This is a genomic window from Lederbergia galactosidilytica, from assembly GCF_017873565.1.
Lineage (GTDB): Bacteria > Bacillota > Bacilli > Bacillales > Bacillaceae_C > Lederbergia > Lederbergia galactosidilytica.
The window spans coordinates 249,553-271,892 of record NZ_JAGGKH010000001.1 but is presented as its reverse complement, the minus strand read 5'-3'; the positions used below and the strand labels follow the sequence as shown (position 1 = coordinate 271,892).

At 37.3% G+C, this 22,340-nt stretch carries 21 protein-coding genes; 18 read left to right on the top strand and 3 right to left on the bottom strand.

Annotation, left to right across the window (positions count from 1 at the left end; genetic code table 11):
* Positions 1–150 precede the first annotated feature (150 nt).
* Complete coding sequence (locus J2Z23_RS01210) at positions 151–921, top strand: hypothetical protein (RefSeq protein WP_057983932.1); 771 nt, start codon at positions 151–153, stop codon at positions 919–921.
* Between the two features lie 110 nt (positions 922–1,031).
* Here J2Z23_RS01210 and J2Z23_RS01205 read toward each other — a convergent pair whose 3' ends face one another.
* Both J2Z23_RS01205 and J2Z23_RS01200 read right to left on the bottom strand, forming a co-directional pair.
* Positions 1,032–1,961, bottom strand: a complete 930-nt coding sequence (locus J2Z23_RS01205) for an aldo/keto reductase (RefSeq protein ID WP_064468651.1) — start codon at positions 1,959–1,961, stop codon at positions 1,032–1,034.
* A 16-nt stretch (positions 1,962–1,977) separates the two neighbouring features.
* Positions 1,978–2,964, bottom strand: coding sequence for a Gfo/Idh/MocA family protein (locus J2Z23_RS01200; protein WP_238482550.1), 987 nt, complete (start codon positions 2,962–2,964; stop codon positions 1,978–1,980).
* Between the two features lie 161 nt (positions 2,965–3,125).
* Here J2Z23_RS01200 and J2Z23_RS01195 point away from each other — a divergent pair, with 161 nt between their 5' ends.
* The gene (locus J2Z23_RS01195) at positions 3,126–4,478 is read left to right on the top strand and encodes a putative bifunctional diguanylate cyclase/phosphodiesterase (protein WP_057983938.1); all 1,353 of its coding nucleotides are present in this window, start codon (positions 3,126–3,128) and stop codon (positions 4,476–4,478) included.
* A gap of 305 nt (positions 4,479–4,783) precedes the next feature.
* Here J2Z23_RS01195 and J2Z23_RS01190 read toward each other — a convergent pair whose 3' ends face one another.
* Positions 4,784–5,026 carry a hypothetical protein gene (locus tag J2Z23_RS01190; protein ID WP_057983940.1) on the bottom strand — a complete coding sequence of 81 codons (243 nt, stop codon included), beginning with the start codon at positions 5,024–5,026 and terminating at the stop codon, positions 4,784–4,786.
* Between the two features lie 207 nt (positions 5,027–5,233).
* On the opposite strand from J2Z23_RS01190, the gene flaG reads away from it, so the two are divergent.
* The 16 genes from flaG to J2Z23_RS01110 all read left to right on the top strand — a co-directional run bounded on the left by flaG (position 5,234) and on the right by J2Z23_RS01110 (position 22,321).
* On the top strand, positions 5,234–5,608 hold the full coding sequence (gene flaG / locus J2Z23_RS01185) for a flagellar protein FlaG (protein WP_057994432.1): 375 nt from the start codon (positions 5,234–5,236) through the stop codon (positions 5,606–5,608).
* A 21-nt stretch (positions 5,609–5,629) separates the two neighbouring features.
* Positions 5,630–7,624 carry a flagellar filament capping protein FliD gene (gene fliD / locus J2Z23_RS01180; RefSeq protein ID WP_209973004.1) on the top strand — a complete coding sequence of 665 codons (1,995 nt, stop codon included), beginning with the start codon at positions 5,630–5,632 and terminating at the stop codon, positions 7,622–7,624.
* 33 nt (positions 7,625–7,657) lie between these two features.
* A complete protein-coding gene (gene fliS, locus J2Z23_RS01175) occupies positions 7,658–8,062 on the top strand; it encodes a flagellar export chaperone FliS (RefSeq protein WP_057983946.1) in 405 nt (134 codons plus the stop codon).
* On the top strand, positions 8,062–8,412 hold the full coding sequence (gene fliT / locus J2Z23_RS01170; protein ID WP_057983948.1) for a flagellar protein FliT: 351 nt from the start codon (positions 8,062–8,064) through the stop codon (positions 8,410–8,412). The genes fliS and fliT overlap by 1 nt, the downstream gene beginning before the upstream one ends.
* A gap of 417 nt (positions 8,413–8,829) precedes the next feature.
* Positions 8,830–9,390 (top strand): ribosome hibernation-promoting factor, HPF/YfiA family, encoded by a 561-nt coding sequence (gene hpf / locus J2Z23_RS01165; protein WP_057994436.1) that lies wholly within the window; start codon positions 8,830–8,832, stop codon positions 9,388–9,390.
* A 556-nt stretch (positions 9,391–9,946) separates the two neighbouring features.
* The gene (locus J2Z23_RS01160; RefSeq protein ID WP_209973002.1) at positions 9,947–10,525 is read left to right on the top strand and encodes a chromate transporter; all 579 of its coding nucleotides are present in this window, start codon (positions 9,947–9,949) and stop codon (positions 10,523–10,525) included.
* Entirely contained in the window at positions 10,522–11,049 is a 528-nt protein-coding gene (locus tag J2Z23_RS01155) for a chromate transporter (RefSeq protein ID WP_057983955.1), read from the top strand. Before J2Z23_RS01160 ends, J2Z23_RS01155 begins: the two co-directional genes overlap by 4 nt.
* A 200-nt stretch (positions 11,050–11,249) precedes the next feature.
* On the top strand, positions 11,250–13,760 hold the full coding sequence (secA, locus tag J2Z23_RS01150; protein WP_057983957.1) for a preprotein translocase subunit SecA: 2,511 nt from the start codon (positions 11,250–11,252) through the stop codon (positions 13,758–13,760).
* Positions 13,761–13,825: 65 nt separating this feature from the next.
* A protein-coding gene (prfB, locus tag J2Z23_RS01145; RefSeq protein ID WP_128738646.1) for a peptide chain release factor 2 occupies positions 13,826–14,924 on the top strand; the annotation gives its coding sequence in 2 pieces (ribosomal slippage) (positions 13,826–13,897 and positions 13,899–14,924; 1,098 coding nt in all).
* 281 nt (positions 14,925–15,205) lie between these two features.
* Entirely contained in the window at positions 15,206–15,547 is a 342-nt protein-coding gene (cccB, locus tag J2Z23_RS01140) for a cytochrome c551 (protein ID WP_057994437.1), read from the top strand.
* 455 nt (positions 15,548–16,002) lie between these two features.
* Positions 16,003–16,689 (top strand): cell division ATP-binding protein FtsE, encoded by a 687-nt coding sequence (gene ftsE / locus J2Z23_RS01135; RefSeq protein ID WP_057983964.1) that lies wholly within the window; start codon positions 16,003–16,005, stop codon positions 16,687–16,689.
* Positions 16,679–17,569, top strand: coding sequence for a permease-like cell division protein FtsX (gene ftsX / locus J2Z23_RS01130; protein ID WP_057994438.1), 891 nt, complete (start codon positions 16,679–16,681; stop codon positions 17,567–17,569). Before ftsE ends, ftsX begins: the two co-directional genes overlap by 11 nt.
* A gap of 79 nt (positions 17,570–17,648) precedes the next feature.
* Positions 17,649–19,070, top strand: a complete 1,422-nt coding sequence (locus J2Z23_RS01125; protein WP_209973000.1) for a murein hydrolase activator EnvC family protein — start codon at positions 17,649–17,651, stop codon at positions 19,068–19,070.
* Between the two features lie 364 nt (positions 19,071–19,434).
* Complete coding sequence (cls, locus tag J2Z23_RS01120) at positions 19,435–20,904, top strand: cardiolipin synthase (protein ID WP_238482564.1); 1,470 nt, start codon at positions 19,435–19,437, stop codon at positions 20,902–20,904.
* Positions 20,905–21,158: 254 nt separating this feature from the next.
* Positions 21,159–21,713 (top strand): hypothetical protein, encoded by a 555-nt coding sequence (locus J2Z23_RS01115; RefSeq protein ID WP_057983970.1) that lies wholly within the window; start codon positions 21,159–21,161, stop codon positions 21,711–21,713.
* A complete protein-coding gene (locus J2Z23_RS01110; protein WP_209972998.1) occupies positions 21,710–22,321 on the top strand; it encodes a peroxiredoxin family protein in 612 nt (203 codons plus the stop codon). Before J2Z23_RS01115 ends, J2Z23_RS01110 begins: the two co-directional genes overlap by 4 nt.
* Positions 22,322–22,340 lie beyond the last annotated feature (19 nt).

Sequence of the window (22,340 nt, the reverse complement as noted above, 5' to 3'; positions counted from 1 at the left end):
ATCATTCAAGAGTCCGAAAGTTTGCTTTTTGTCCAATCCTTAATAAATGTATGTAATCAAAACTTGGTTGCATACTGGTCGTGTTGCTCTTCATAAATCTTTCTAATTAGGGAAATCTATTAATAGGACCCATTGATTGGAGGGATTTTTTTGAAAAAGCAATTGGTATGTGTTCTTGTAATGTTTGTCGGTCTCTTTACTTTTTCCTTCACGACTAGTGCAGCCGAGCAATCCAAGGCCATCTTAGAATATAAGTATGATGTAACAGGAGATGGAAAACTGGATGAAATCATGGTTTATGGCCTTCCGTTTAAAGGAGATTCGCCTTATTATGAAAAGGTCTGGGCAGAAATTACCACTTCCGAAGGGAAGAAACTCAAAATTGATTATGAAGGTGGTTACGAGCCAAAGTTAGATTTTGCGGATCTCAATCATGATGGTGTGAAAGATATATTATATTCCAGTGCGACAGGAGGAAGTGGAGGGCTTTATAATTATGCTTTGCACACGGCAAAGGGAGGAGAGATAAAAGAAATTCCTCTTCCAACTCCATTAGCAATCCAAGGCCAGTTTGATCAAGATTTTGTCGCTGTTATCGAAATTCCAGGATTAGAGAAGCCGATAATACTGGATTTATGGAACAGAAGGAAGGATTATATTTCGATTGGTTTATATCAAAAAAATGGTCAGCTAAATGAACCAACAGAATTAATGATTGATCCGATTGCTTTTTTCGAAGTAATCAAAATAGAGGGGAAAGATGGTTACGGGCTTAAAGGCTATCGACAGATTAGTGGAGCCTACCATGCGGATCAACTTGGGATTGTTGAAACAGAGTGGTATTACGAAAATGGAGAATGGCAACCCGTTCATATTGAATGGAAAGGAACTGAAAAGTCGGAGACGAGAAAAAAGCGTTAACCAAATCAATTTCATTAAAAAGAAGCTAATTTCCTCTTTCCTAGTAGGTCATTAGCTTCTTTCTTTTGAGACGGATAACACGTTGGTCTATTGAAACTCAAATTTAATTATTATTTTCTCAAGTCAAGCCACTCAATTTCATCCTTTGTAAGACGGATATCGGCAGCTTGACGACAAGAAACCATTTCTTGTTTGTTTTGTGGTCCAATAATAGCGGCTGTTGGGAATCCTTGATTCAATACATAAGCAAGGCTAATTTGAATCGTTTCAACTCCCTTTTCTTTTGCTAGCTGTTCAGCACGGCGATAACGCTCCCAGTTTTCATCGTTATAGAAAACACGAACTAAATCTTCATTTGAACGGTCTTCTGGTGTAAAACGTCCAGTGAAAAATCCACGTGCTTGTGATGACCATGAAAATAGTGGCATATGACTATTTTCATGCCATGACATAATTTGATCATCTACTGAAACACAGCCAGCCCAATAAGGTTCCTGTGCTTTAGCTAGGCTGAGGTTAGGACTGCTAAAGCTAAAGCCAACTAATCCATGTTTTTCAGCATAATCATTTGCTTCTTGAAGACGCTCAAAAGACCAGTTCGATCCACCGAATGCCCCAATACGTCCTGCTTCTACGTGAGCATTAAGAATTTCTAAAATTTCACCAACAGGTACGTTGGGATCATCACGATGGAGAGCGTATAATTCTACATAATCAGTACGCAATCTCTCTAAACTAATCTTTAATTCATTATCAATCGCTTGTTTATTGATTTGTGGTCCTTTCGCATTGGGGTGGCCACCTTTAGTTAAAATGATCACATCATCGCGACGCTTATTTTCTTCCATCCAAATACCAATCGCTTCTTCACTTTTCCCACCAGCATAGATAAAAGCGGTATCAATTGTATTGCCACCGATTTCAAGATAGTCATTTAAAACTTCAGTTACTTGTTCCATTTTTTCTGGAGCGAAATAGTCTGATCCCATTACTAGACTGGATATCTCTTTGTCTATCCCATTGACACGAATGTTTTTCATAAAGCTGTCTTCCTTTCTATGACAAAATAATTCTTTCATTTTTTTCAGCGGAATCTAGTGCTGCCTTAACAGATTTTATTCCAGCGATAAGGTTTTCATACGAAAATTTTAATGGTTTTCCATTCAAGACAGAAGCAGCAAAGTCATCTGCTTGTAAAGCATAAGGGTTTTTGTTTTCTTGTTGAATCGTTTCGATTTTATCGCCTTTTACAATTTGATACGTTTGATCTCCAAGAAAGGCGTTTTTCAAAATGATTCGGCCATCAGAGCCTAAAATTTCAAGCTCATTGCGACCAGAAGCCCACATAGAACAATCAAAAGTTAAAGCCACTCCATTGGAGAACTCCATTAAACCTGAGGCCATCATATCGACTCCACCATGTTTCTGCGAGAAAAAAGCTTGGGTTGTGACAGCAAGTGGTTCTTCATCTAATAATAACCGCGCGGCACTAATTGGGTAACAGCCAACATCATAGATTGAACCGCCACCCCATTCTTTCGTATAACGGATGTTTTCAAAATCTGTTGCATTGTTAAAAGTAAAGACACCATGAATACCGCGGATATCGCCAATTTCCCCCGCCTGGATACGACTTTTGATATCCTCATAGCGAGGCTGATGCCGATACATATAGGCCTCAGCTAATAAAACATTTTCCTCTTTACAAACAGTAACCATTTCCTTAGCTTCATCAGCATTAAGAGCAATTGGTTTTTCACATAAGATATGTTTGCCAGCTTGCGCAGCTTTGATGGTCCAAGGTTTATGTAAATGATTTGGGAGTGGGATGTAAACGGCATCAATTTCAGGGTCCGCTAATAACTCTTCATAGCTTCCATAAGCATGTGGAATTCCAACCTCTTTAGCAAAATCACTTGCTTTTTCCATTGACCGACTAGCGACAGCGACTACTTCATTGCTTGTCGATTCTTGAATTCCAGGAATAACTGAACGTTTGCCGATACTGGCTGTTCCCAAAATTCCCCATCGTAATTTCTCCAAAAGCTCAACTCCTTTGCTATATTTCATGTTTAGTATAGCACATCATTCATCGAGTAACAGTAAAGAAGTGAGCGTTTTCTAAAATTCTCTAGAAACTAGGTAAAATTTGTCGAAATTTTACCGATATAAGGTAGGAAGTACTGAATAAGGATGTGTTTTATATGGATTTAACTCAGATCAAAACCGTTCACAACGAAAAGACGGGAAAAGCTAATTATGTAACGGGTTTGTATCCTTATGTCGACTTCCTTGGATTAGCTAACCGTACGGGAAGAGATTTACAAAGAAATGAAAAGGCCTATTTAATTTATCTTCAACTAGATCAATTTATTGAAATGAGAGATGTGCTCGGAGTTAACCAAGCAGAACAATTACTAAACATCGTGAGACAGCGCTTGCAAATGACTGTTAGTAAAATAGGTATGGCATGTCATAATGACGATGGTTTTTTTAGCTTGTTTCTATTAGATAAGCTTTTGAAACAACCAATACATAAGTTTATGGAAGAATTGACTCAAGCTCTAAATCTTTCAACTAATGCATATAATCAGGGGATTTATATTACTTGCAGCTATGGGATTTGTACCTTTCCAGATCATGGTAAAACAGTAGAAGATTGTCTAGAAAAAGCAAAAGTCGCACTTACTCAAGAAAATAAAATATTGATTCGTGATCTAAAGATTGAATATAACAATAAAATGACGCAGAAAATGAAAGAAAATTTCCTTACAGAAATGAGTTTAAGAAAAGGGCTTGAGCAAGAACAGTTCGAATTATATTACCAACCACAGGTGGACTCAGTTACTGGAAAGTTAATAGGTTTGGAAGGACTAATACGCTGGCATCATCCAGAGGAAGGGGTGAAAATGCCAGGATCTTTTCTTGAATTGGCCGAATCCACAGGTCTTATTTTTCCAATTGGAGAATGGGTAATCGAACAAGCATTTAATCAATTAGAGAATTGGAAAAAACAAGGTGAAGATACCTTAACTATTTCGATTAATATTTCATCTAGACACTTTCTAGCCCCATCTTTCCAACCGTTTTTGGAAAGATGTTTACAGAAATATGATGTAAAAGCTGAGCAATTAATTATTGAAATTACTGAAGATGTAGCGATAGAAGATTTAGAAGTAGCGAAGAAGCGAATTTTAGCCTTACGAACATATGGTTTTCAGGTAAGTATTGATGATTTTGGTACTGGCTTCTCAGCTTTTCATTATCTCCAGCATTTTCCTGTTCAAGAAATTAAGATAGATCGACAATTTATTCAAGATATTACACAAAATGAAGTAAGCATGAGAATTGCCAAGTCCATTATCGATCTTGCCAATATGTTGAAATTGAAAGTGGTTTGTGAAGGAGTAGAAACTGCGGAGCAATGTGAAATTTTGCAACAGATCGGAACGCCGATCTTACAAGGGTATTATTTTTCAAAACCAATGCGTTACCAAGATGTTTGTCATTGGTGGGAGGAGACAAAAAATGTAGCATATCCGTCAGACAAAAAATAGACGGATATGCTAAACATTATTTCATACCTGAAGCCATATTCTTAACTTGATTCATGAGTTTATTGCGTGATTTTTCATTTCTGAGTAGATAAGCAGCACCAAGAGCAACAGTAGCCATAATCGCTTTACCTTTCATGAAGGTCACTCCTTTTTATGAAATTCTCCTTCCCTCTTGGTATACCCATTCACAAATAAATTATTCCAAACGTAATTTCACCTATATTGTAAATTATATGGAGAATAATTTACAAGCTTCAACAAAATCTGCCATTTCCCGGGAAATCTTTGCTTATCTTCACAGGTGATTACCAATAATAGCCCCCATATGGATAAACAGGGTAATAAGGATAAGCGTATGGCTGTGCTAAGGAACCTAGTGCTAAACCACCTATAAAGCCTCCAAGAAATGGAGCGCCAAATCCAAATGGTCGTCCAAACCCTGGCCTAAAACCGTAGGGCCTACCAAATCCAAATGGACGGCCTATTAATCGATCGTCCGCATTACTAAAGTAATCATGATATTCAACAGGATATTGCAAGTGATTCATAAGGGAACCTCCTATTTATTTGAATTTAAATGGAGAGAAATACCCAAATATCTCCCATTGCATAGTATGCTTGCCTAAAAGAAAGGCACAAAAACGAGGCGAAAATAGGCGATAGTCATAAAACTTAGTAAAGATGATCTATAAACAAAAGGCGTTTTATGCCGATATAACGTGTAAATAAACCAATGTGTGAAAGGGAGTAAAGTGATGTCAGGACAAATAGGGACAAGTCTCTCATCCACATCAACACATAGTGGGAGTATGATCGGGAAACTTGAAGAAACAGCACTAACAAGTCAAATAACAGAAAAATTAGGTGCAAAGGACCAAGCGATGAAAGTTCATTCTTCCTTATCAAAAGAAGATTTAACAAATGTTGTGAATGGAATGAATGAATTCCTTAAAGCTTCACCACAAACTCATTTGAAATTTGAATTTCATGATCAATTAAATGAATATTATGTCACCCTTGTTGATGAAGTAACAAATGAAGTGGTGAGAGAAATACCGCCTAAGAAATTATTAGATATGTTTGCGGCGATGACCGAGTATATAGGCATTATGGTCGATAAGAAAATATAAAGTTTAGATGGAGTGAGATAGATGAGAATTGCCGGTTTGGCAAGTGGAATGGACATAGATTCAATTGTGAAAGATTTAATGAGAGCAGAAAGCATACCGCTCGACAAACTGAAACAAAAGAAACAAATTTTAGAGTGGCAAAGAGATGATTGCCGCGCACTCAACACCGAACTACTTAGCTTTCGAGACAAACTTGCACAACTAAAACTAACAACCAATTACCGTTCAAGAACAGTCTCATCATCGAATGAGCAATTTGTTACAGCTACTGTTTCTAGTGGTGCAGCACAGGCATCGTATTCGATTACAGAAGTGAAGAATCTTGCTAAAGCGGCAACGATGGTGAATGGTGGGGGAATAACTGGGAAAGATGGAAAGTTTGACCCGACAAAGAGTCTGAAGGACCAACTACCTGATGGATTCAAATGGGAACAAGGTGTTGTAGAATCACAAACATTAACAGTTGATAAGGATGGGAACGTGCCTGAATTTAAATTTGATGGTGATTTAAAGGAAGTAAATGTTATTGTAAATGGACGTGCTGTGAAAATAACAACTGATGAAACTAACCATAAAGCGGATGAGGTTCTTGTTAAAAGTGATGGTACGCTAGTATTTGGTGAAAATGTCAAACCAGCAAATGGCAGTGTAGTTAAAATTAATTATGTTGTAAATGAAAAAACGACATCGAAGACCGTTGGAGAAGACCCTATCAAAACATGGAGTTTGGGAAAAGGGGCATTAAATACAGGTTCGGTTAAAATTGAATATAATGGACAAACATATAGTGTTACAGAAGGTAATAAGCTGAAGAGTGGTGACGATGTCCTCGGTGAAATAAATCTTGATACAGGTGTGATCACTTTTGCGGAAGAAAAAGAGATTAAGGATACCGAAATTACAGCCACCTTCACACAAGACTATGCTTCCTTCGGCATTAACACCCATACCTCAAAAGGTGAAGTAAATGAAACGATCTTTATGACGGGCACAGACACCTTAAACAGTGTCATCCGTAAAGTTAATGAGTCCTCTGCAGGAGTCACGATGTTCTATGATTCCTTCACAGATCAAGTGACATTAACCCGTAAAGAAACAGGGAAATTTGGCGATGGAGAAAAGGATATTCAGGTAAATGGTGATTTCATGACCAATATCCTAAACTTTGATAATCAGATAGTCGATGACGGCCAAAACGCCAAGTTCACGATCAACGGCCTTGAAACCGAACGTAGTTCCAACACTTTCGATATGAGTGGTGTAACCATTACGTTAAAGCAAACATTTGGCGCAGATTCAAATCAGCAGGCTGCAACGATTTCTGTTGGAAATGATACAGAGCAGGTTTTTGAAAATATTAAACAGTTTGTCGAAGATTATAACGCATTAATTAAAGAAATCAGCGATAAAATAAATGAACCTTTATACCGTGATTATAAGCCATTGACTGATGATGAACGGGAAGAGCTTTCCGAAAAGCAACAGGAAAAATGGGAAGAAATGGCGCGCAGCGGTCTCTTAAAAGGGGATATGGTGCTATCCGGTGTATTGTCCAGTATGAGAATGGATATGTATAGCACAGTTGAAACAAATGGTATTTTTAAGCAATTGGCAAGTATTGGTATTAAAACGACAGCGAATTATCTTGAAGGTGGAAAATTAGAGATCGATGAGGCGAAATTAAAAGCAGCTTTAGAAGAGGATCCAGAATCGGTTGAAAATTTATTCCGTGGCAATGACTCTGAGGCAGGAAAAGGAATTGTTCATAGGCTCTACGATACAGTCGATGCTTCAATGAAAAAGTTACAGGAAAAAGCTGGTCGTGCTACTTCAACGAATCAACAGTTCACACTTGGTCGGGAATTGATAAGTGTTGATAAAAGTATCGATCGCTTTGAAGATAAACTGAAATTAACGGAAGAGCGTTATTGGCGTCAATTTACCGCTATGGAAAGAGCCATTCAACAGGCAAATCAACAATCAGCGTATCTTATGCAGCAATTTGGTGGTTATTAAGGATCAATTTTTGATTTTTAGAGGAGTGTAAAAATGGCTAGTGCAAACCCATATCAAACTTACCAGCAAAATGCCGTAACAACGGCTGCTCCAGGTGAGTTAACATTAATGTTATACAATGGTTGTTTAAAATTTATAAATTTGGCTAAAGTAGGCTTGGAAAAAAATAAAATCGAAGAAAAGAATACGAATATCCAAAAGGCACAAAATATTGTTAATGAGCTAATGGTCACGTTGAATATGGAATTACCGATATCAAAGAATATGATGTCTCTTTATGATTATCTGAATCGCCGCTTAATGGAGGCGAATATTAAAAATGATATTGACATTCTCACTGAAGTGGAAGAAATGATTAAGGAATTTCGCGATACTTGGAAGCAAGCGATCCAATTAAATCGTCAACATCAACATGCAGCAGGAAGCAGTGGCATTTAATGAATGATCTACAAAAATGTTTAGCTCTTACAGAAGAAATCATCGTATTGGCCCGAACGACCAGTGATGATCAAAGAGATATAACTATAGAAAAAATAGAAGGTTTACTACAACAACGCTCGACTTTTTTTGCGCAACTTCAAGCTCCCTACTCAGATGAAGAGAAAGAGATAGGAAAAAAACTACTTGCTCGTGATCAAGAAATGAATACTTTATTAAATCAGTATTTAAAAATTATTCAGAAAGATATCGAAACATTAGACCGAAAAAAGAAATCTATTAACTTATATTCTAATCCTTATGCGGCAGCAAATAGCTTGGATGGAATGTTTTACGATAAACGACAATAATTTATAATAGTGAGGCAATTTCATCATAGCTTATTGATGATCAATACACGAACGTTATTGTTAAAGGAGATTGAATTGTTAGTCAATGTATTTCCTTAACCTAGTATGATTGGGGGAAGCTCACCGCACGCCCCCGAAAAGCGTCCACCTGAAGCGTAAATCAACGTTGTTCGGATGAATGCTAAGATCTCTATTATGAAATTGATTCATAGCAGTTAGGAAATTAGACATTCAACTTCATTCATTTGGATTATAAATTTATTATACTTTAAAGCAGATTAAGACCTAGATAGGTCTGTCTGCCAACTACATTGTTAAAAAAATCACAAATTCGACAAATTTTTTATCAGATTAAGCAGGATTTTACAAGGGTATGTAGAAGTATATATACATAGCATTAAATAAGGAGGAGTTAAAATGCTAAAATATAATATTCGCGGTGAAAACATCAACATTACAGATGCAATACGTGATCACATTGAAAAGAAAGTCGGTAAACTGGAAAGATATTTTAATGAAACTCCTGAAGCAAATGTTCATGTTAATTTAAAAGTAAATCCAAATAAAAAAGCAAAAGTTGAAATAACGATTCCACTTCCACAACTAGTTCTTCGAGCTGAAGAAGTACATGATGATATGTATGCAGCCGTTGACTTAATTGTCGATAAATTAGAGCGACAAATTCGTAAGCATAAAACAAAGGTTAATCGTAAATTTAGAGATCAAGGTAGTGCCAAAGAATTCTTCAAAATGAATGGAAACGACTTGCCAGCTAATCAGGAACAAGAGGATGAAGATGAACTTAAAATCGTCCGCACGAAGCAATTTAGTCTTAAACCTATGGATAGTGAAGAAGCAGTTTTGCAAATGAACATGTTGGGGCATAGCTTCTTTATCTTTACGGATGCTGAAACCAATGCGACAAACATCGTGTACCGCCGTAAAGATGGAAAGTATGGATTGATTGAAACAAATTAAAGTGTGAGTTCAAATAGGAGGATAAAAAGGAACAAGTCGGCTAAAGGCGCTGACGTCAATCGCTAACGTCCGACACTAGTACATCCTGTACGTCGAAAGTTCGAGGCGGCAGAGTTTCGAGCAGCGGACTTGTACAGGATGTACTGACTTCCGTGTTGCCCACAGGACGTGGATGGGCGGTTTTAGCGGATATCCTATTCCTGATACCATGAGCACAAGGAAAGCTTCCCTGAATCCACATCGCACGAAGGAAAAGTGGTTTTCTTTTCCGAGGAGCACAGAAACAAGCCAACAAACTTGCGTGTTGTGGTGACTTCGACGTTCGACATAGGATGTGTCGGCACTTAGTCAAAGATCCTTTATCCTGTAGTGTCATTTTTACCGGACATTTCGAACAACGCTTAAAAAATAATCATTCTGGAGCACGCTGCCTGATCGGTGGCGTGCTTTTTGGTTTAATGAAGCTACTTTTCAATGATAAATGATAGGAAAGACTTCTTTTCGGTGTCACTACCATTTGTTATTCTTGTAAGTGTTCTAAAGGATGGTGACTTGCTTGAAACAGGTACATATTTTTATCGCTTTTTTTCGCTCAGGTATGCTTGGATTTGGAGGCGGCCCCTCAGCAATCCCATTAGTACAGCATGAAGTGGTTCGCGTGTATAAATGGATGAATGATGATGAGTTTGCAGATGTGTTAGCACTTGCCAATGCCTTACCAGGTCCAATCAACACAAAAATGGCAGGATATATTGGTTGGCGAGTCGGAGGCATTATCGGAATGTTAAATGCGATTTTTGCCACGGTTGTGCCAACCGTTACATTAATGATTATTTTTTTGGTCTTATTAAGTGCTTATAAAGATAAACCATGGGTTACGGGAATGTCCCAGGCTGTTCTGCCTGTAGCTGGTGTTTTAATGGGGATCCTTACATGGGACTTTATAAAAAAGTCTAGCCAATCTCTCGGTTGGATTTATACTCTACTCTTAGTATTCGGCAGTTTTATTAGTATGCAGTTACTAGGATTACATCCCGCCATCATAATCGCCATTTTATTAATCATTGCCCTTTCAGCGCGAAAAAATAAGAAGAGCCTTTCTGAAAACAAAGAGAAAGAAAGGAGCTCACTATGATTTATTGGCAGATTTTTATTGCCTTTTTTATCCCAGGTATTCTTGGTTACGGCGGTGGACCTTCCTCTGTCCCTCTAATTGAGCATGAAGTAGTGGAGCATTATGAATGGCTTTCTGTTCAAGAGTTTAGCGAAGTATTAGCTTTAGGTAATGCATTGCCAGGGCCTATTGCGACGAAAATGGCAGGATATATTGGTTATCAACAAGGTGGAGTCTTAGGTGCCCTCATTGCATTATTCGCTACAGTCGCACCTTCTTTAGTCCTGATGATCCCTTTATTGGGGCTTCTTCTTAAACATAAAGATTCTTTAAAAGTTAAAAGGATGACTCAATTGGTTCGTCCTACCATTGCCGTCCTGTTGGGCTTGATGACCTTTAGCTTTTTTGCGGGTTCTGTGAATAGCTCTGGTTTTTCACATACAATATTTATCGGCCTTATGAGTTACTTCTTATTAACAAAATGGAAAGTTCATCCTGCACTCGTTATCACTGGAGCTCTGATTTATGGGGCACTTCTGCTTTGAAGCTTTTGCCGGGTTTTCCTATGTTGTCAGAGAAAACCGATAGTGATATGATAGATAATTAGGTAAAAGGTTTTAGTTTTAACCTGGATTTTTATATGAATAATGTGAACAACGCTTTTCAGTAATAGATCAAAATCTTTTACTTATGAAAAATAAATTGAGAAGTAATGCACATTCAATAGATAGGGGAGCGTTTTAATATGGTAGCTTTTCTTAATAAATTATTTGATCCCAATAAACGTGATCTAAAACGTCTAGAAAAGATGGCGGAGAAAATTGATCAACTAGCCCCAGACATGGAGAAGTTATCAGATGAAGAAATTCGCCAAAAAACAGATGAATTAAAAGCCAGATATCAAAATGGAGAAGCTTTAGACCATATGTTGGAAGAAGCATTCGCGTTGGTTCGAGAAGGTTCTCGTCGCGTGCTAGGCCTTTATCCATATCCGGTTCAACTTATGGGGGGCGTGGCATTACACGAAGGTAACATCGCTGAGATGAAAACAGGTGAAGGTAAAACATTAACCGCGACAATGCCTGTTTATTTAAACGCGATTACGGGAAAAGGTGTCCACGTTGTTACCGTGAACGAATATTTGGCTAGTCGGGATGCGACAGAAATGGGTGAGCTCTACCAATTTCTTGGTTTAACTGTTGGGCTTAACTTAAACAGTATGTCGAAGGAAGAAAAGAAAGAAGCTTATGCTGCAGATATCACCTATGGAACAAATAATGAGTTTGGCTTTGATTATCTCCGTGACAATATGGTGTTATATGAGGAACAAAAGGTTCAACGCCCACTTCACTTTGCCGTTATTGACGAAGTTGACTCCATTTTAATTGATGAGGCACGAACACCATTAATTATCTCAGGACAAGCCCAAAAATCTACTCAAATGTATTTACAGGCAAATGCCTTTGCTGAGATATTGAAGCGAGAAGAAGATTATACGTATGATGAAAAAACAAAAGGTGTTCAATTAACAGAAGAAGGAATCAATAAAGCTGAACGTTTCTTCAAAATCGATAATTTATTCGATCTTTCCCAAGTTGTCCTCAACCATCATATTAATCAAGCTTTAAAAGCACATGTTAGTATGCAACATGATGTGGATTATGTTGTTCAAGAAGGCGAGATAGTTATTGTTGACCAATTTACAGGCCGGATGATGAAAGGGAGACGTTTTAGTGACGGACTTCATCAAGCGATTGAGGCAAAAGAAGGCGTCGAAATTCAAAGTGAATCTATGACAATGGCTACCATTACATTCCAGAACTATTTCCGAATGTATGAAAAATTGGCTGGGATGACTGGTACGGCGAAAACGGAAGAGGAAGAATTCCGCAATATTTATAATATGCGGGTCATTTCGATTCCGACAAACGTCCCGATTGCTCGTGATGACCGTTCTGATTTAATTTATTCTTCAATGAATGGTAAATTCCGTGCGGTGGTAGAAGATATATATGAGAGACACCAAAAAGGCCAACCGATCCTTGTCGGGACAGTGGCCATTGAAACATCAGAGTTAATTTCCTCGCTATTAACTAAAAAAGGTGTTAAGCATAATGTGTTAAACGCGAAAAACCACGAGAGAGAAGCCGAGATTATTACTGAAGCCGGACAACAAGGAGCGGTGACAATCGCGACGAATATGGCTGGTCGTGGTACGGACATCAAATTGGGTGAAGGTGTAAAAGAGCTAGGTGGTCTAGCTGTCATTGGAACAGAACGTCATGAATCACGCCGAATTGATAATCAGTTAAGAGGACGTTCCGGACGTCAAGGGGATCCAGGGGTTACTCAGTTTTATCTTTCGATGGAAGATGAACTAATGCGCCGATTTGGATCAGAAAATATGAAATCAATGATGGAAAAGTTGGGAATGGATGATTCACAACCGATCCAAAGTAAAATGGTTTCCAAAGCGGTTGAATCAGCACAGAAACGTGTAGAAGGAAATAACTTTGATGCTCGGAAGCAGCTTCTACAATATGATGATGTCCTTCGTCAACAAAGGGAAATCATTTATCAGCAGCGTGATGATGTAATGAGCTCTGAAGATCTACGCGATATCGTGGAAAAAATGATCCAGTCTGTCATTGATCGCGCGGTAGCTAGTTACACGGCGGAACCAGAAGAAGAGCAATGGAATATTCAAGGATTAATTGATTACTTAAATGCGACAGTTCTTTTTGAAGGTGACTTGGCTGTTGAAGATTTGCACCGAAGAGAACCTGAAGAAATGAAGGAAATCATCTTTGAAAAAGTAATACAGCATTATGATGAGAAAGAAGAATATTTAACACAAGAACAAATGCGTGAATTTGAAAAAGTTATTTTACTCCGTTCTGTTGATACGAAGTGGATTGATCATATTGATGCAATGGATCAACTGCGTCAAGGCATACATTTACGTGCATATGGACAAATTGACCCCCTTCGAGAGTATCAAAGCGAAGGATTTGCCATGTTTGAAAGTATGGTTGAAGCCATTGAGGAAGACACGGCTAAATACGTTATGAAAGCTGAGATAAGAAATAACTTGGAACGTGAAGAAGTGGCAAAAGGGCAAGCGGTGAACCCAAAAGAAGACGGGGGAGAGGTCAAGAGAAAGCCAATCCGCAAAAGTGAAAAAGTTGGTCGAAATGATCCATGCCCATGTGGAAGTGGTAAGAAATACAAACAATGTCACGGTCGCTTAACTTAATTCGAGTGAAAAACCGGATTGTTTTCGAAAATGAAATAAATTTAGACATAATAGAGGTGCTTGTGATGGAATTATTTGAAGTAAGAACAGAACTTGAAAAATCGGCTGAGCGATTAGCTGACTTTAGGGGGTCTCTTTGACTTAGAAGAGAAGGAAACAAGAATCGCTGAGCTAGACGAAAGGATGCTTGAGCCTGGTTTTTGGGATGATCAACAATCAGCTCAAACCGTCATTAATGAGGCGAACAGCCTAAAAGACATCGTCAATGAATATAAAGAACTACTAGAGATCCATGAAAATTTAGAATTAACCCATGAACTTGTTAAAGAGGAAAGTGACCCAGACCTTGAATCAGAGCTTGAAGGGGAGTTGAAGGAACTTATTCAACGACTTCATGACTTTGAACTACAATTATTACTAAGCGATCCTTATGATAAAAACAATGCTATTATTGAACTTCACCCAGGAGCAGGTGGAACAGAGTCGCAAGATTGGGGATCGATTCTCTTGCGAATGTATACACGCTGGGCCGAAAAGAAAGATTTTAAAACAGAAATCCTCTCTTACTTACCTGGAGATGAGGCTGGAATCAAAAGTGTGACAATGTTAATAAAAGGACATAACGCTTACGGCTATTTAAAAGCAGAAAAAGGGGTTCATCGTTTAGTAAGAATTTCTCCGTTTGATTCTTCGGGGCGTCGTCACACATCCTTTGTTTCCTGTGATGTGATGCCTGAGTTTACAGATGATGTTGAAGTTGATATCAAACAAGAAGATTTAAAAATAGATACCTATCGCTCAAGTGGAGCAGGTGGACAGCACGTTAATACAACAGATTCCGCCGTTCGAATTACCCATATACCAACAGGTACGGTTGTAACATGTCAAAATGAAAGATCGCAAATTAAAAACCGTGAAAAAGCGATGAATATGCTAAAAGCAAAGCTTTATCAACGAGAGTTGGAAGAGAAAGAAAAGCAATTAGCAGAAATCCGTGGAGAACAAAAGGAAATTGGCTGGGGAAGCCAAATCCGCTCCTATGTTTTTCACCCATATTCCATGGTGAAAGATCATCGTACGAATGAAGAAACTGGAAATGTTCAAGCAGTGACAGATGGAGACATCGATGCTTTTATCAACGCCTACCTACGTTCACGAGTTTAAAATTTCAAACCTTCTAAGGGATTTAAATGATCGCACTTAAAAAATCGTCCTATACATGGGTGAGGTTTGCTTACTCACTTTACTAGATGGGGCGATTCTTTTATGTTTAACATCACCTTTTCTATTCACAAACTTGTGCTAATTTATGCAAGACTATGCTACTACTGGAATAGATCAGCTTTTTGTAAAATTATACCTATTTCCAAGCTTCCTTTTTACGTTTATTTAAAGTGCATTATTGGTATACTAAAATAGATCAATCTAGAAAAGGAGTTGTTCCCATGAGAAAAAAATGGATGGGGTTATCTCTAGGCCTTATGCTAGCGATTGGTCTGGCGGCTTGTGGTGGTGGAGATAATGCTGATAACAATAATACCGACAACAACACTGGTGGCGAAACCGCAACAAATGATGCAGAAGAAATTGTAAAAAACAATTGTATTTCTTGTCATGGAGAAAATCTAGAAGGTAGAAACGGTCCAGAATTAGCACATATTGGTGCGGAATTATCTAAAGATGAAATTTTAGATGTAATTGAAAATGGCCGAACCGGGATGCCTCCTAACATTATTACAGGTGATGATGCTGACAAGGTCGCTCAATGGTTATCTGAGAAAAAATAAGTAGTATCTAAAACGACAGTGAGATAAGATGCTGTCGTTTCTTCTGTTATAATTGATTCGTAATAATCCCTTCGTTCTATTTGATCCTCAGACAAATGTCATGTTTATGACAAAAACGCTTCCAAACTAAGCACACATTTTCCTATATAGATAAGATTGATATATAGATCATTACTCCTAGTGTAACTTACAATAATTGGAAAAATTCAAATAAAATTAACTTGATATCTTGTTAAAAATTATAATTTAGCGAGAAATGATGCCATTTGTAAAAAATTAGCACTAAAGCTCTAAAAATGAAATATAACTGTAATATAAAAGCCCAAATAGGGATGTTATAATGGGCATGTTATTAAATTTCGTCATGGATTGACGGTAATTATCTTTATTTGACATTCTAATGAATCTTCAACTTTTTAAGTTTAAAGGCGAAATTTTTAAGGTCGGGTGAGAAAATGATTAAAATGCAGGATATTGTGAAAAAATACCCGAACGGTATTATAGCCGCAAATCGTTTTAATGTTGATATACAACAAGGCGAATTTATATATATTGTTGGTCCAAGTGGGGCTGGGAAATCCACTTTTATCAAAATGGTCTATAGAGAAGAAAAACCAACATCTGGAAAAATACTCGTAAACGGGATTGATTTAACTACTTTAAAAAATAGTAAGGTTCCTTTTTTAAGACGTAATATTGGCGTAGTCTTCCAAGACTTTAAATTACTACCCACATTGACTGTTTTCGAAAATGTGGCTTTTGCTTTGGAAGTAACGGAGCACCGAGCAAAAGATATAAAAAATAGAGTGATGGATGTACTTTCCATGGTAGGACTGAAACATAAAATGCGTATGCTTCCCTCAGAGTTATCGGGTGGAGAACAGCAACGTGTTTCGATTGCAAGATCCATTATTAATAAACCAAAAATGATTATTGCCGATGAACCTACAGGGAATTTGGATCCAGATACGGCATGGGAAATCATGAGTATATTAGAAGAAATTAATCTAAATGGAACAACCGTTATAATGGCCACCCATAATAAAGAGATAGTAAACACTATAAAACATCGGGTTATTGCCATTGAAAACGGAAGAATTGTCCGGGATGAGCAACGGGGGGAATACGGTTATGAAAACTAGAACCATCGGTCGCCATCTAAGGGAAAGCTTCAAGAGTCTGCGCCGTAATGGTTGGATGACATTTGCATCAATAAGTGCCGTAACAGTGACTTTACTGTTGGTTGGTGTCTTTCTTGTCATTATGATGAATATGAATAAATTTGCTACAGACATAGAGAATGATGTGGAAATCCGCGTACATATTGAGTTGACAGCTAATCAAGATGAACAAAAGGATTTAGAGAAAAACATCAAAAAAATCTCCCAAATTGAATCAGTTGAGTATTCTTCCAAAGAGGACGAACTTAACCATCTTATTCAAACAATGGGGAAAGAATGGACTCTCATTGGAGATGACGAAAACCCACTTCATGATGTTTTTATTGTCAAAACGAAGACACCATCTGAAACTCCTGTAGTGGCACAAAAAATACGGGCCTTAGAATATGTTCACTCTGCAGAATATGGAGAAAAAAAGGTCGAAAACCTGTTCAGCTTACTTAGGACAAGCCGAAATGTTGGGGTTGTTCTCGTAATCGGTCTTTTGTTTACTGCAATGTTTCTAATCTCAAATACTATTAAAATTACTATTTTTGCTAGAAGAAGAGAAATAGAAATTATGAAACTGGTAGGAGCAACGAATTGGTTTATACGCTGGCCCTTTGTCTTTGAAGGTATTTGGCTTGGATTATTAGGCGCCATTATACCGATTGCAGCCATTGCAACGGCTTATAACTATGCTTATGATTTCTTGTCAAAACGTATTCCAAATGATTATTTTATGTCTCCACTCGAATATACTCCGTTCGTCTATCAGGTAAGTCTTTTACTACTACTTATTGGAGTCATAATCGGAGCATGGGGAAGTTTTATATCTGTTCGACGCTTTTTAAAAGTGTAAGGAATTTTTGAATGAAAACTCTGGATAAGAATGGAGCTTAAACAGAGAGAAATTCAAGGGGAGAAAGGGGAAACTATTCTTGAAAAGAAGTTCTGTACTATCTGTAACACTGGCAGCAACATTAACTTTTGGTGGGGTATTTGCGCATACGGGGGAAGCTCATGCTTCTAAACTTAATGATTTAGAGCAGCAGCAGTCCGATATTCATAATAAAAGATCGAACGTAAATGAATCGATTAATCAAAAAGATGGAGAAATTTCTAATATCTTAAATCAACAAAGTTCGGTAGAAGATGAAATTGAAAAATTAGAGAATAAAATTGCTAATACTGACCAAAAACTAAAAGAAAAAGAAAAGCAGATCAATGATACAAAAGAAGAAATAGAAACATTAAAAGCAGAAATTAAGGAATTAAAAGAAAGAATTGAAGCAAGAAATGAAGTTCTCAGAGAACGGGCGAGAAATATTCAACAAAACGGTGGTTCGGTTAAATTTATTGATGTTGTTTTAGGAGCTAATAGTTTCGGAGATTTAGTAGACCGTGTATCAGCAGTCTCTACATTGGTTAGTGCCGATAAAAAGATTCTAGAAGAACAACAGGCAGACATGGAAAAATTAGAAGCTGATCAGAAAAAAGTTGAAGAGAAGCTTGAAAGTTTAAATAAAATGTTAAAAGAATTAGAAGGCCTGAAAGCGGACTTGAAATCACAGAACGATGAAAAGAAAGAATTAATGAAAGAACTAGCCGCTCAGAAAAAACATGTTGAAAGTGAAAAAATGTCTCTTGAAGAAGAAGAGGAATTATTAAGAACACAAGAGTCAGCTTTACAAAAAGCGATACAATTGGAAAAAGATAGAATTGCAGAAGAAGAGAGAAAAGCCGAAGAGGCTAGAAAAGCAGAAGAAGCTAGAAAGGCAGAGGAAGCTCGAGCACGTGAAGCGGCAGCTGCTGCAGAAAAAACTCAAGCATCTGCTCCGAAATCAAATAGCTCCAATAGTTCTAGCAGCTCTAGCAGTTCTAGTTCCAGCAGTTCTAGTAGTTCTAGTTCCAGCAGTTCTAGTAGTTCAACTCCTACAAGTTCGGCTACTCCGCCTGTAAGCTCTGGGGTGTTCTCTTGGCCGGCTGTCGGAACACTCTCATCTGGCTTTGGTGGAAGATGGGGATCAACACACTTTGGGATTGATATTGCAAATTCTAATGCTGTACCAATCGTAGCAGCTGCAGATGGTGTCGTACATAGATCATATCGCTCTTCCAGCTATGGTGAAGTTGTGTTCGTCATTCATCACATTAACGGTAAAACTTATGAAACAGTATATGCGCATATGAGAAGTCGCAGTGTTTCAGAAGGACAAACAGTCAAAAAAGGTCAAAAACTTGGAGTTATGGGAAATACAGGACAATCTTTTGGCCAACATTTGCATTTCGAAATTCATGCAGGTGGTTTATGGAATGGCTCTAAATCAAATGCCGTAAACCCATTAAACTACTTAAATTAATATCAAGAACAATATACAACAAACCGCATCTAATTGATGCGGTTTGTTTTGTATATTTATAGTTAAAATTTTTCAAAATATGAGTTCTTACGTTAAAAGGATTTAGTGAAGTGGAAGGAGATAGCATTTGTGCTCATTCATCATATAATAGGGTCTAGGCCCAGATACTATGTAGTGGGGATAAAAGATGAATTCCCCCCCTCAATCCTCGTGTTTTCGCTTAGAGAGTGTGCTAAGATATAGAGGAGCGTTTATGGTGAAAATATAATGATTTATATGACAAATGGGATTGCATGGTTAAGGAAATGCCTCTTAATCCTTTAAGGAGGGGCTCTCCTTTCAGAGAATAAAAAGAAAATAAATGATGTGGGGAGCTTATATGACTTTTACAGCGATTAGTGCAGCTTTGGTTAGTATAACACTTATTTTAAATATTATCTTGGCTGTCTTTGTAGTATTTTTGGAGAGGAGAGATCCAGGTTCAACTTGGGCTTGGCTTTTAGTGCTGTTCTTTGTCCCGATAGCTGGCTTTATTTTGTATCTCATCTTTGGACAGAATTTAAGTCGGAAAAAGATTTTTGAATGGAAAGATACGAATAAAATTGGCATTATGGAAATAACTAAAAATCAAATTGAACTGTTACAAAATGGTGACTTTCCCTTCCACGATACTAAAACAGTTGAATACAAAGATCTCATTTATATGTTACTAGTCAATGATCGTTCCATTTTAACTCAAGATAACAAAGTGGAAATTTTTATTGATGGAAATGAAAAGTTTCGCTCGTTATTAAATGATTTAGATCAAGCAAAAGATCATATCCACATAGAATATTACATTGTAAGGAATGATAAGCTTGGCAATGAGTTATTGCAGATGCTTGTTAAAAAGGCAAAAGAAGGCGTTGATGTAAAGTTTTTATATGATGCAATGGGCTCAAGAAGATTACCAAAGAAGTTTTTTAGACCATTGATCGAAGCTGGTGGAAAGGTAAGTGCTTTTTTTCCTTCTTTAATTCCTCACTTGAATTTACAAGTAAATTTCCGTAATCACCGTAAACTAGTCATTATTGATGGTGAAAGTGGTTATATTGGCGGTTTTAATATTGGGGATGAGTATTTAGGTCTAAATAAAAAATTCGGTTATTGGCGAGATACTCATCTGAAAATTTCCGGAAAAGCTGTCTTCGGTATGCAGACGCGCTTTATTTTGGATTGGAACCAAGCTTCTAGAATAAAAATCAGGTATGAAGATCGATTATTTCCCGAAATTAGTGCTAAAGGAGATACAGATGTTCAAATTGTTTCCAGTGGACCTGACTCTGAATGGGAACAGATTAAATATGGGATTTTGAAGCTTATTTCTTCAGCGAAAAAATATATTTACATTCAAACACCTTATTTTATTCCCGATGCAAGTGTACTGGATGCAATCAAAATAGCTGCTCTTTCAGGAGTAGATGTAAGATTAATGATTCCCAATAAACCGGATCATCCCTTTGTTTATTGGGCAACCTATTCGAATGTAGGGGAATTATTAAAGACAGGGGCAAAAGTTTATATTTACGATAATGGATTTATCCATGCAAAAACGATTATTGCTGATGGTAAAATTGCCACAGTTGGAACGGCCAATATTGATGTTCGCAGCTTTAAATTAAACTTTGAAGTGAATGCTTTTTTATATGATCGTACGCTTGTTCAGCAATTAGTCGATATTTTCCATGATGATGTCAAATTGTCCCATGAATTAACTTTGCAGGAATATCAAAATCGTCCCCTTTATATTCGTTTTAAGGAATCATTTTCTCGTCTATTATCGCCGATCTTATAGTGGAAATGTACAAAAGGAGATGCCAATTTAAGAGAGTTCAAAATATGTTTCCAGCTTTAAGCAAAAGTAAAGGGATTTCGTTCGGGAAATGCCGAAACTTTGTCTATCTAGTCGAGCAAGCTGAAAATGAGGGCCTTTGAAGGGGAGCTCGAATGGTTATGGGGAGAAACAGCTTGGCACTGGAAAGTGAGTGATCATTCATCAAGTGGTATACAATTGGTTCATTAAGCATTCCCGCTTCTTGGATCGCTATTGTGGGGGCATGCCTACTTACAACTATCGGTTTATATATTTTAAAAAAGAAGTCACTAGCAGATTGGTATGGGAATGCAATTTTTATTTGGCTGTTAACATGGAAATTTACTGTCTTACTTTTCCAATTTCCGCTGATCTTAGCCCAGCCTTTAACTATTTTATATTTTGATGGAGGGATAAAAGGCTATTGGCTTGGCTTATTCGTAACGGGATTGTATGCACTGTATAAGATCAAATATCAGAGCTTACGGGTATCAGATATTTATCAAACTTGGATATACTCAATGATTTTCTATGAGATACTATATGCAATTTTGAATTATGGTTCATTTCTGTGGACAGGAATTCAAATGTTCATCGGTATTTTATTTTTAGTATTCGTGTCAAAGAAAAATCAGTTCATATGGAAAGAACAATTACTAATTCTTTATACAGGTGTACAAGCCATATTGTATTCAGTTCATGACACTTTATTATCCATCCCCATGGTAACTTATTTGCTTATGGCGATATTTCTAGTTAGCGCTATGCGGAAGTGGGAGGTTTCAGAATGACGAAGAAAATATTTGGTTTTAGCCTCTTAGCGATTTTAGCGGGGGTTTTAGTTATTAATATTATCCAAGAAACGCAAGCAAAGAAAGCGATAGAAGAAAATCAAGAACAAATCCTTCAGCAAAGGATAGAGGCAGCAGCTGAAACGACTGTAGGGGGCATGGTGGAGGGATTATCTACAGGGGATATCCCGCCTGATTTTGAATTAGAGACGATAACTGGTGAAACAATCAAATTATCTGATCTGAATGGAAAGAAAGTATTGTTAAATTTTTGGGCAACATGGTGTCCTCCATGTAAAGCTGAAATGCCTCACATGGAAAAATTTTATAAAGAAAAGGCTGAAAAATATGATCTGGAGATTTTAGCGGTTAATCTCACTTCAGCAGAGAAAGTAAAGAATAAAAAAGATAAAGTGAAGGAATTTGTCGATGAATATAATCTAACTTTTCCAGTATTATTAGATGAAGAGGGAATGGCAGGGGATAAATATCAGGTGATCGGTATTCCAACTACTTATTTTATCAATTCGAACGGCTTACTTGAAAAGAGAATTGTCGGTCCGATGGACGAAGAAATGATGGGAAATCTTGTGAAAGATTTAAAATAGACAGTAAACAGCAAATAAT

What these genes read in the sequence shown, in the direction of transcription:
- J2Z23_RS01205 (WP_064468651.1), bottom strand. Translation starts at nt 1,961, where the DNA reads ATGAAAAACATTCGTGTCAATGGGATAGACAAAGAGATATCCAGTCTA.
- J2Z23_RS01195 (WP_057983938.1), top strand. Translation starts at nt 3,126, where the DNA reads ATGGATTTAACTCAGATCAAAACCGTTCACAACGAAAAGACGGGAAAA.
- J2Z23_RS01190 (WP_057983940.1), bottom strand. Translation starts at nt 5,026, where the DNA reads ATGAATCACTTGCAATATCCTGTTGAATATCATGATTACTTTAGTAAT.
- flaG (WP_057994432.1), top strand. Translation starts at nt 5,234, where the DNA reads ATGTCAGGACAAATAGGGACAAGTCTCTCATCCACATCAACACATAGT.
- fliD (WP_209973004.1), top strand. Translation starts at nt 5,630, where the DNA reads ATGAGAATTGCCGGTTTGGCAAGTGGAATGGACATAGATTCAATTGTG.
- fliS (WP_057983946.1), top strand. Translation starts at nt 7,658, where the DNA reads ATGGCTAGTGCAAACCCATATCAAACTTACCAGCAAAATGCCGTAACA.
- fliT (WP_057983948.1), top strand. Translation starts at nt 8,062, where the DNA reads ATGAATGATCTACAAAAATGTTTAGCTCTTACAGAAGAAATCATCGTA.
- hpf (WP_057994436.1), top strand. Translation starts at nt 8,830, where the DNA reads ATGCTAAAATATAATATTCGCGGTGAAAACATCAACATTACAGATGCA.
- J2Z23_RS01155 (WP_057983955.1), top strand. Translation starts at nt 10,522, where the DNA reads ATGATTTATTGGCAGATTTTTATTGCCTTTTTTATCCCAGGTATTCTT.
- secA (WP_057983957.1), top strand. Translation starts at nt 11,250, where the DNA reads ATGGTAGCTTTTCTTAATAAATTATTTGATCCCAATAAACGTGATCTA.
- cccB (WP_057994437.1), top strand. Translation starts at nt 15,206, where the DNA reads ATGAGAAAAAAATGGATGGGGTTATCTCTAGGCCTTATGCTAGCGATT.
- ftsE (WP_057983964.1), top strand. Translation starts at nt 16,003, where the DNA reads ATGATTAAAATGCAGGATATTGTGAAAAAATACCCGAACGGTATTATA.
- ftsX (WP_057994438.1), top strand. Translation starts at nt 16,679, where the DNA reads ATGAAAACTAGAACCATCGGTCGCCATCTAAGGGAAAGCTTCAAGAGT.
- cls (WP_238482564.1), top strand. Translation starts at nt 19,435, where the DNA reads ATGTGGGGAGCTTATATGACTTTTACAGCGATTAGTGCAGCTTTGGTT.
- J2Z23_RS01110 (WP_209972998.1), top strand. Translation starts at nt 21,710, where the DNA reads ATGACGAAGAAAATATTTGGTTTTAGCCTCTTAGCGATTTTAGCGGGG.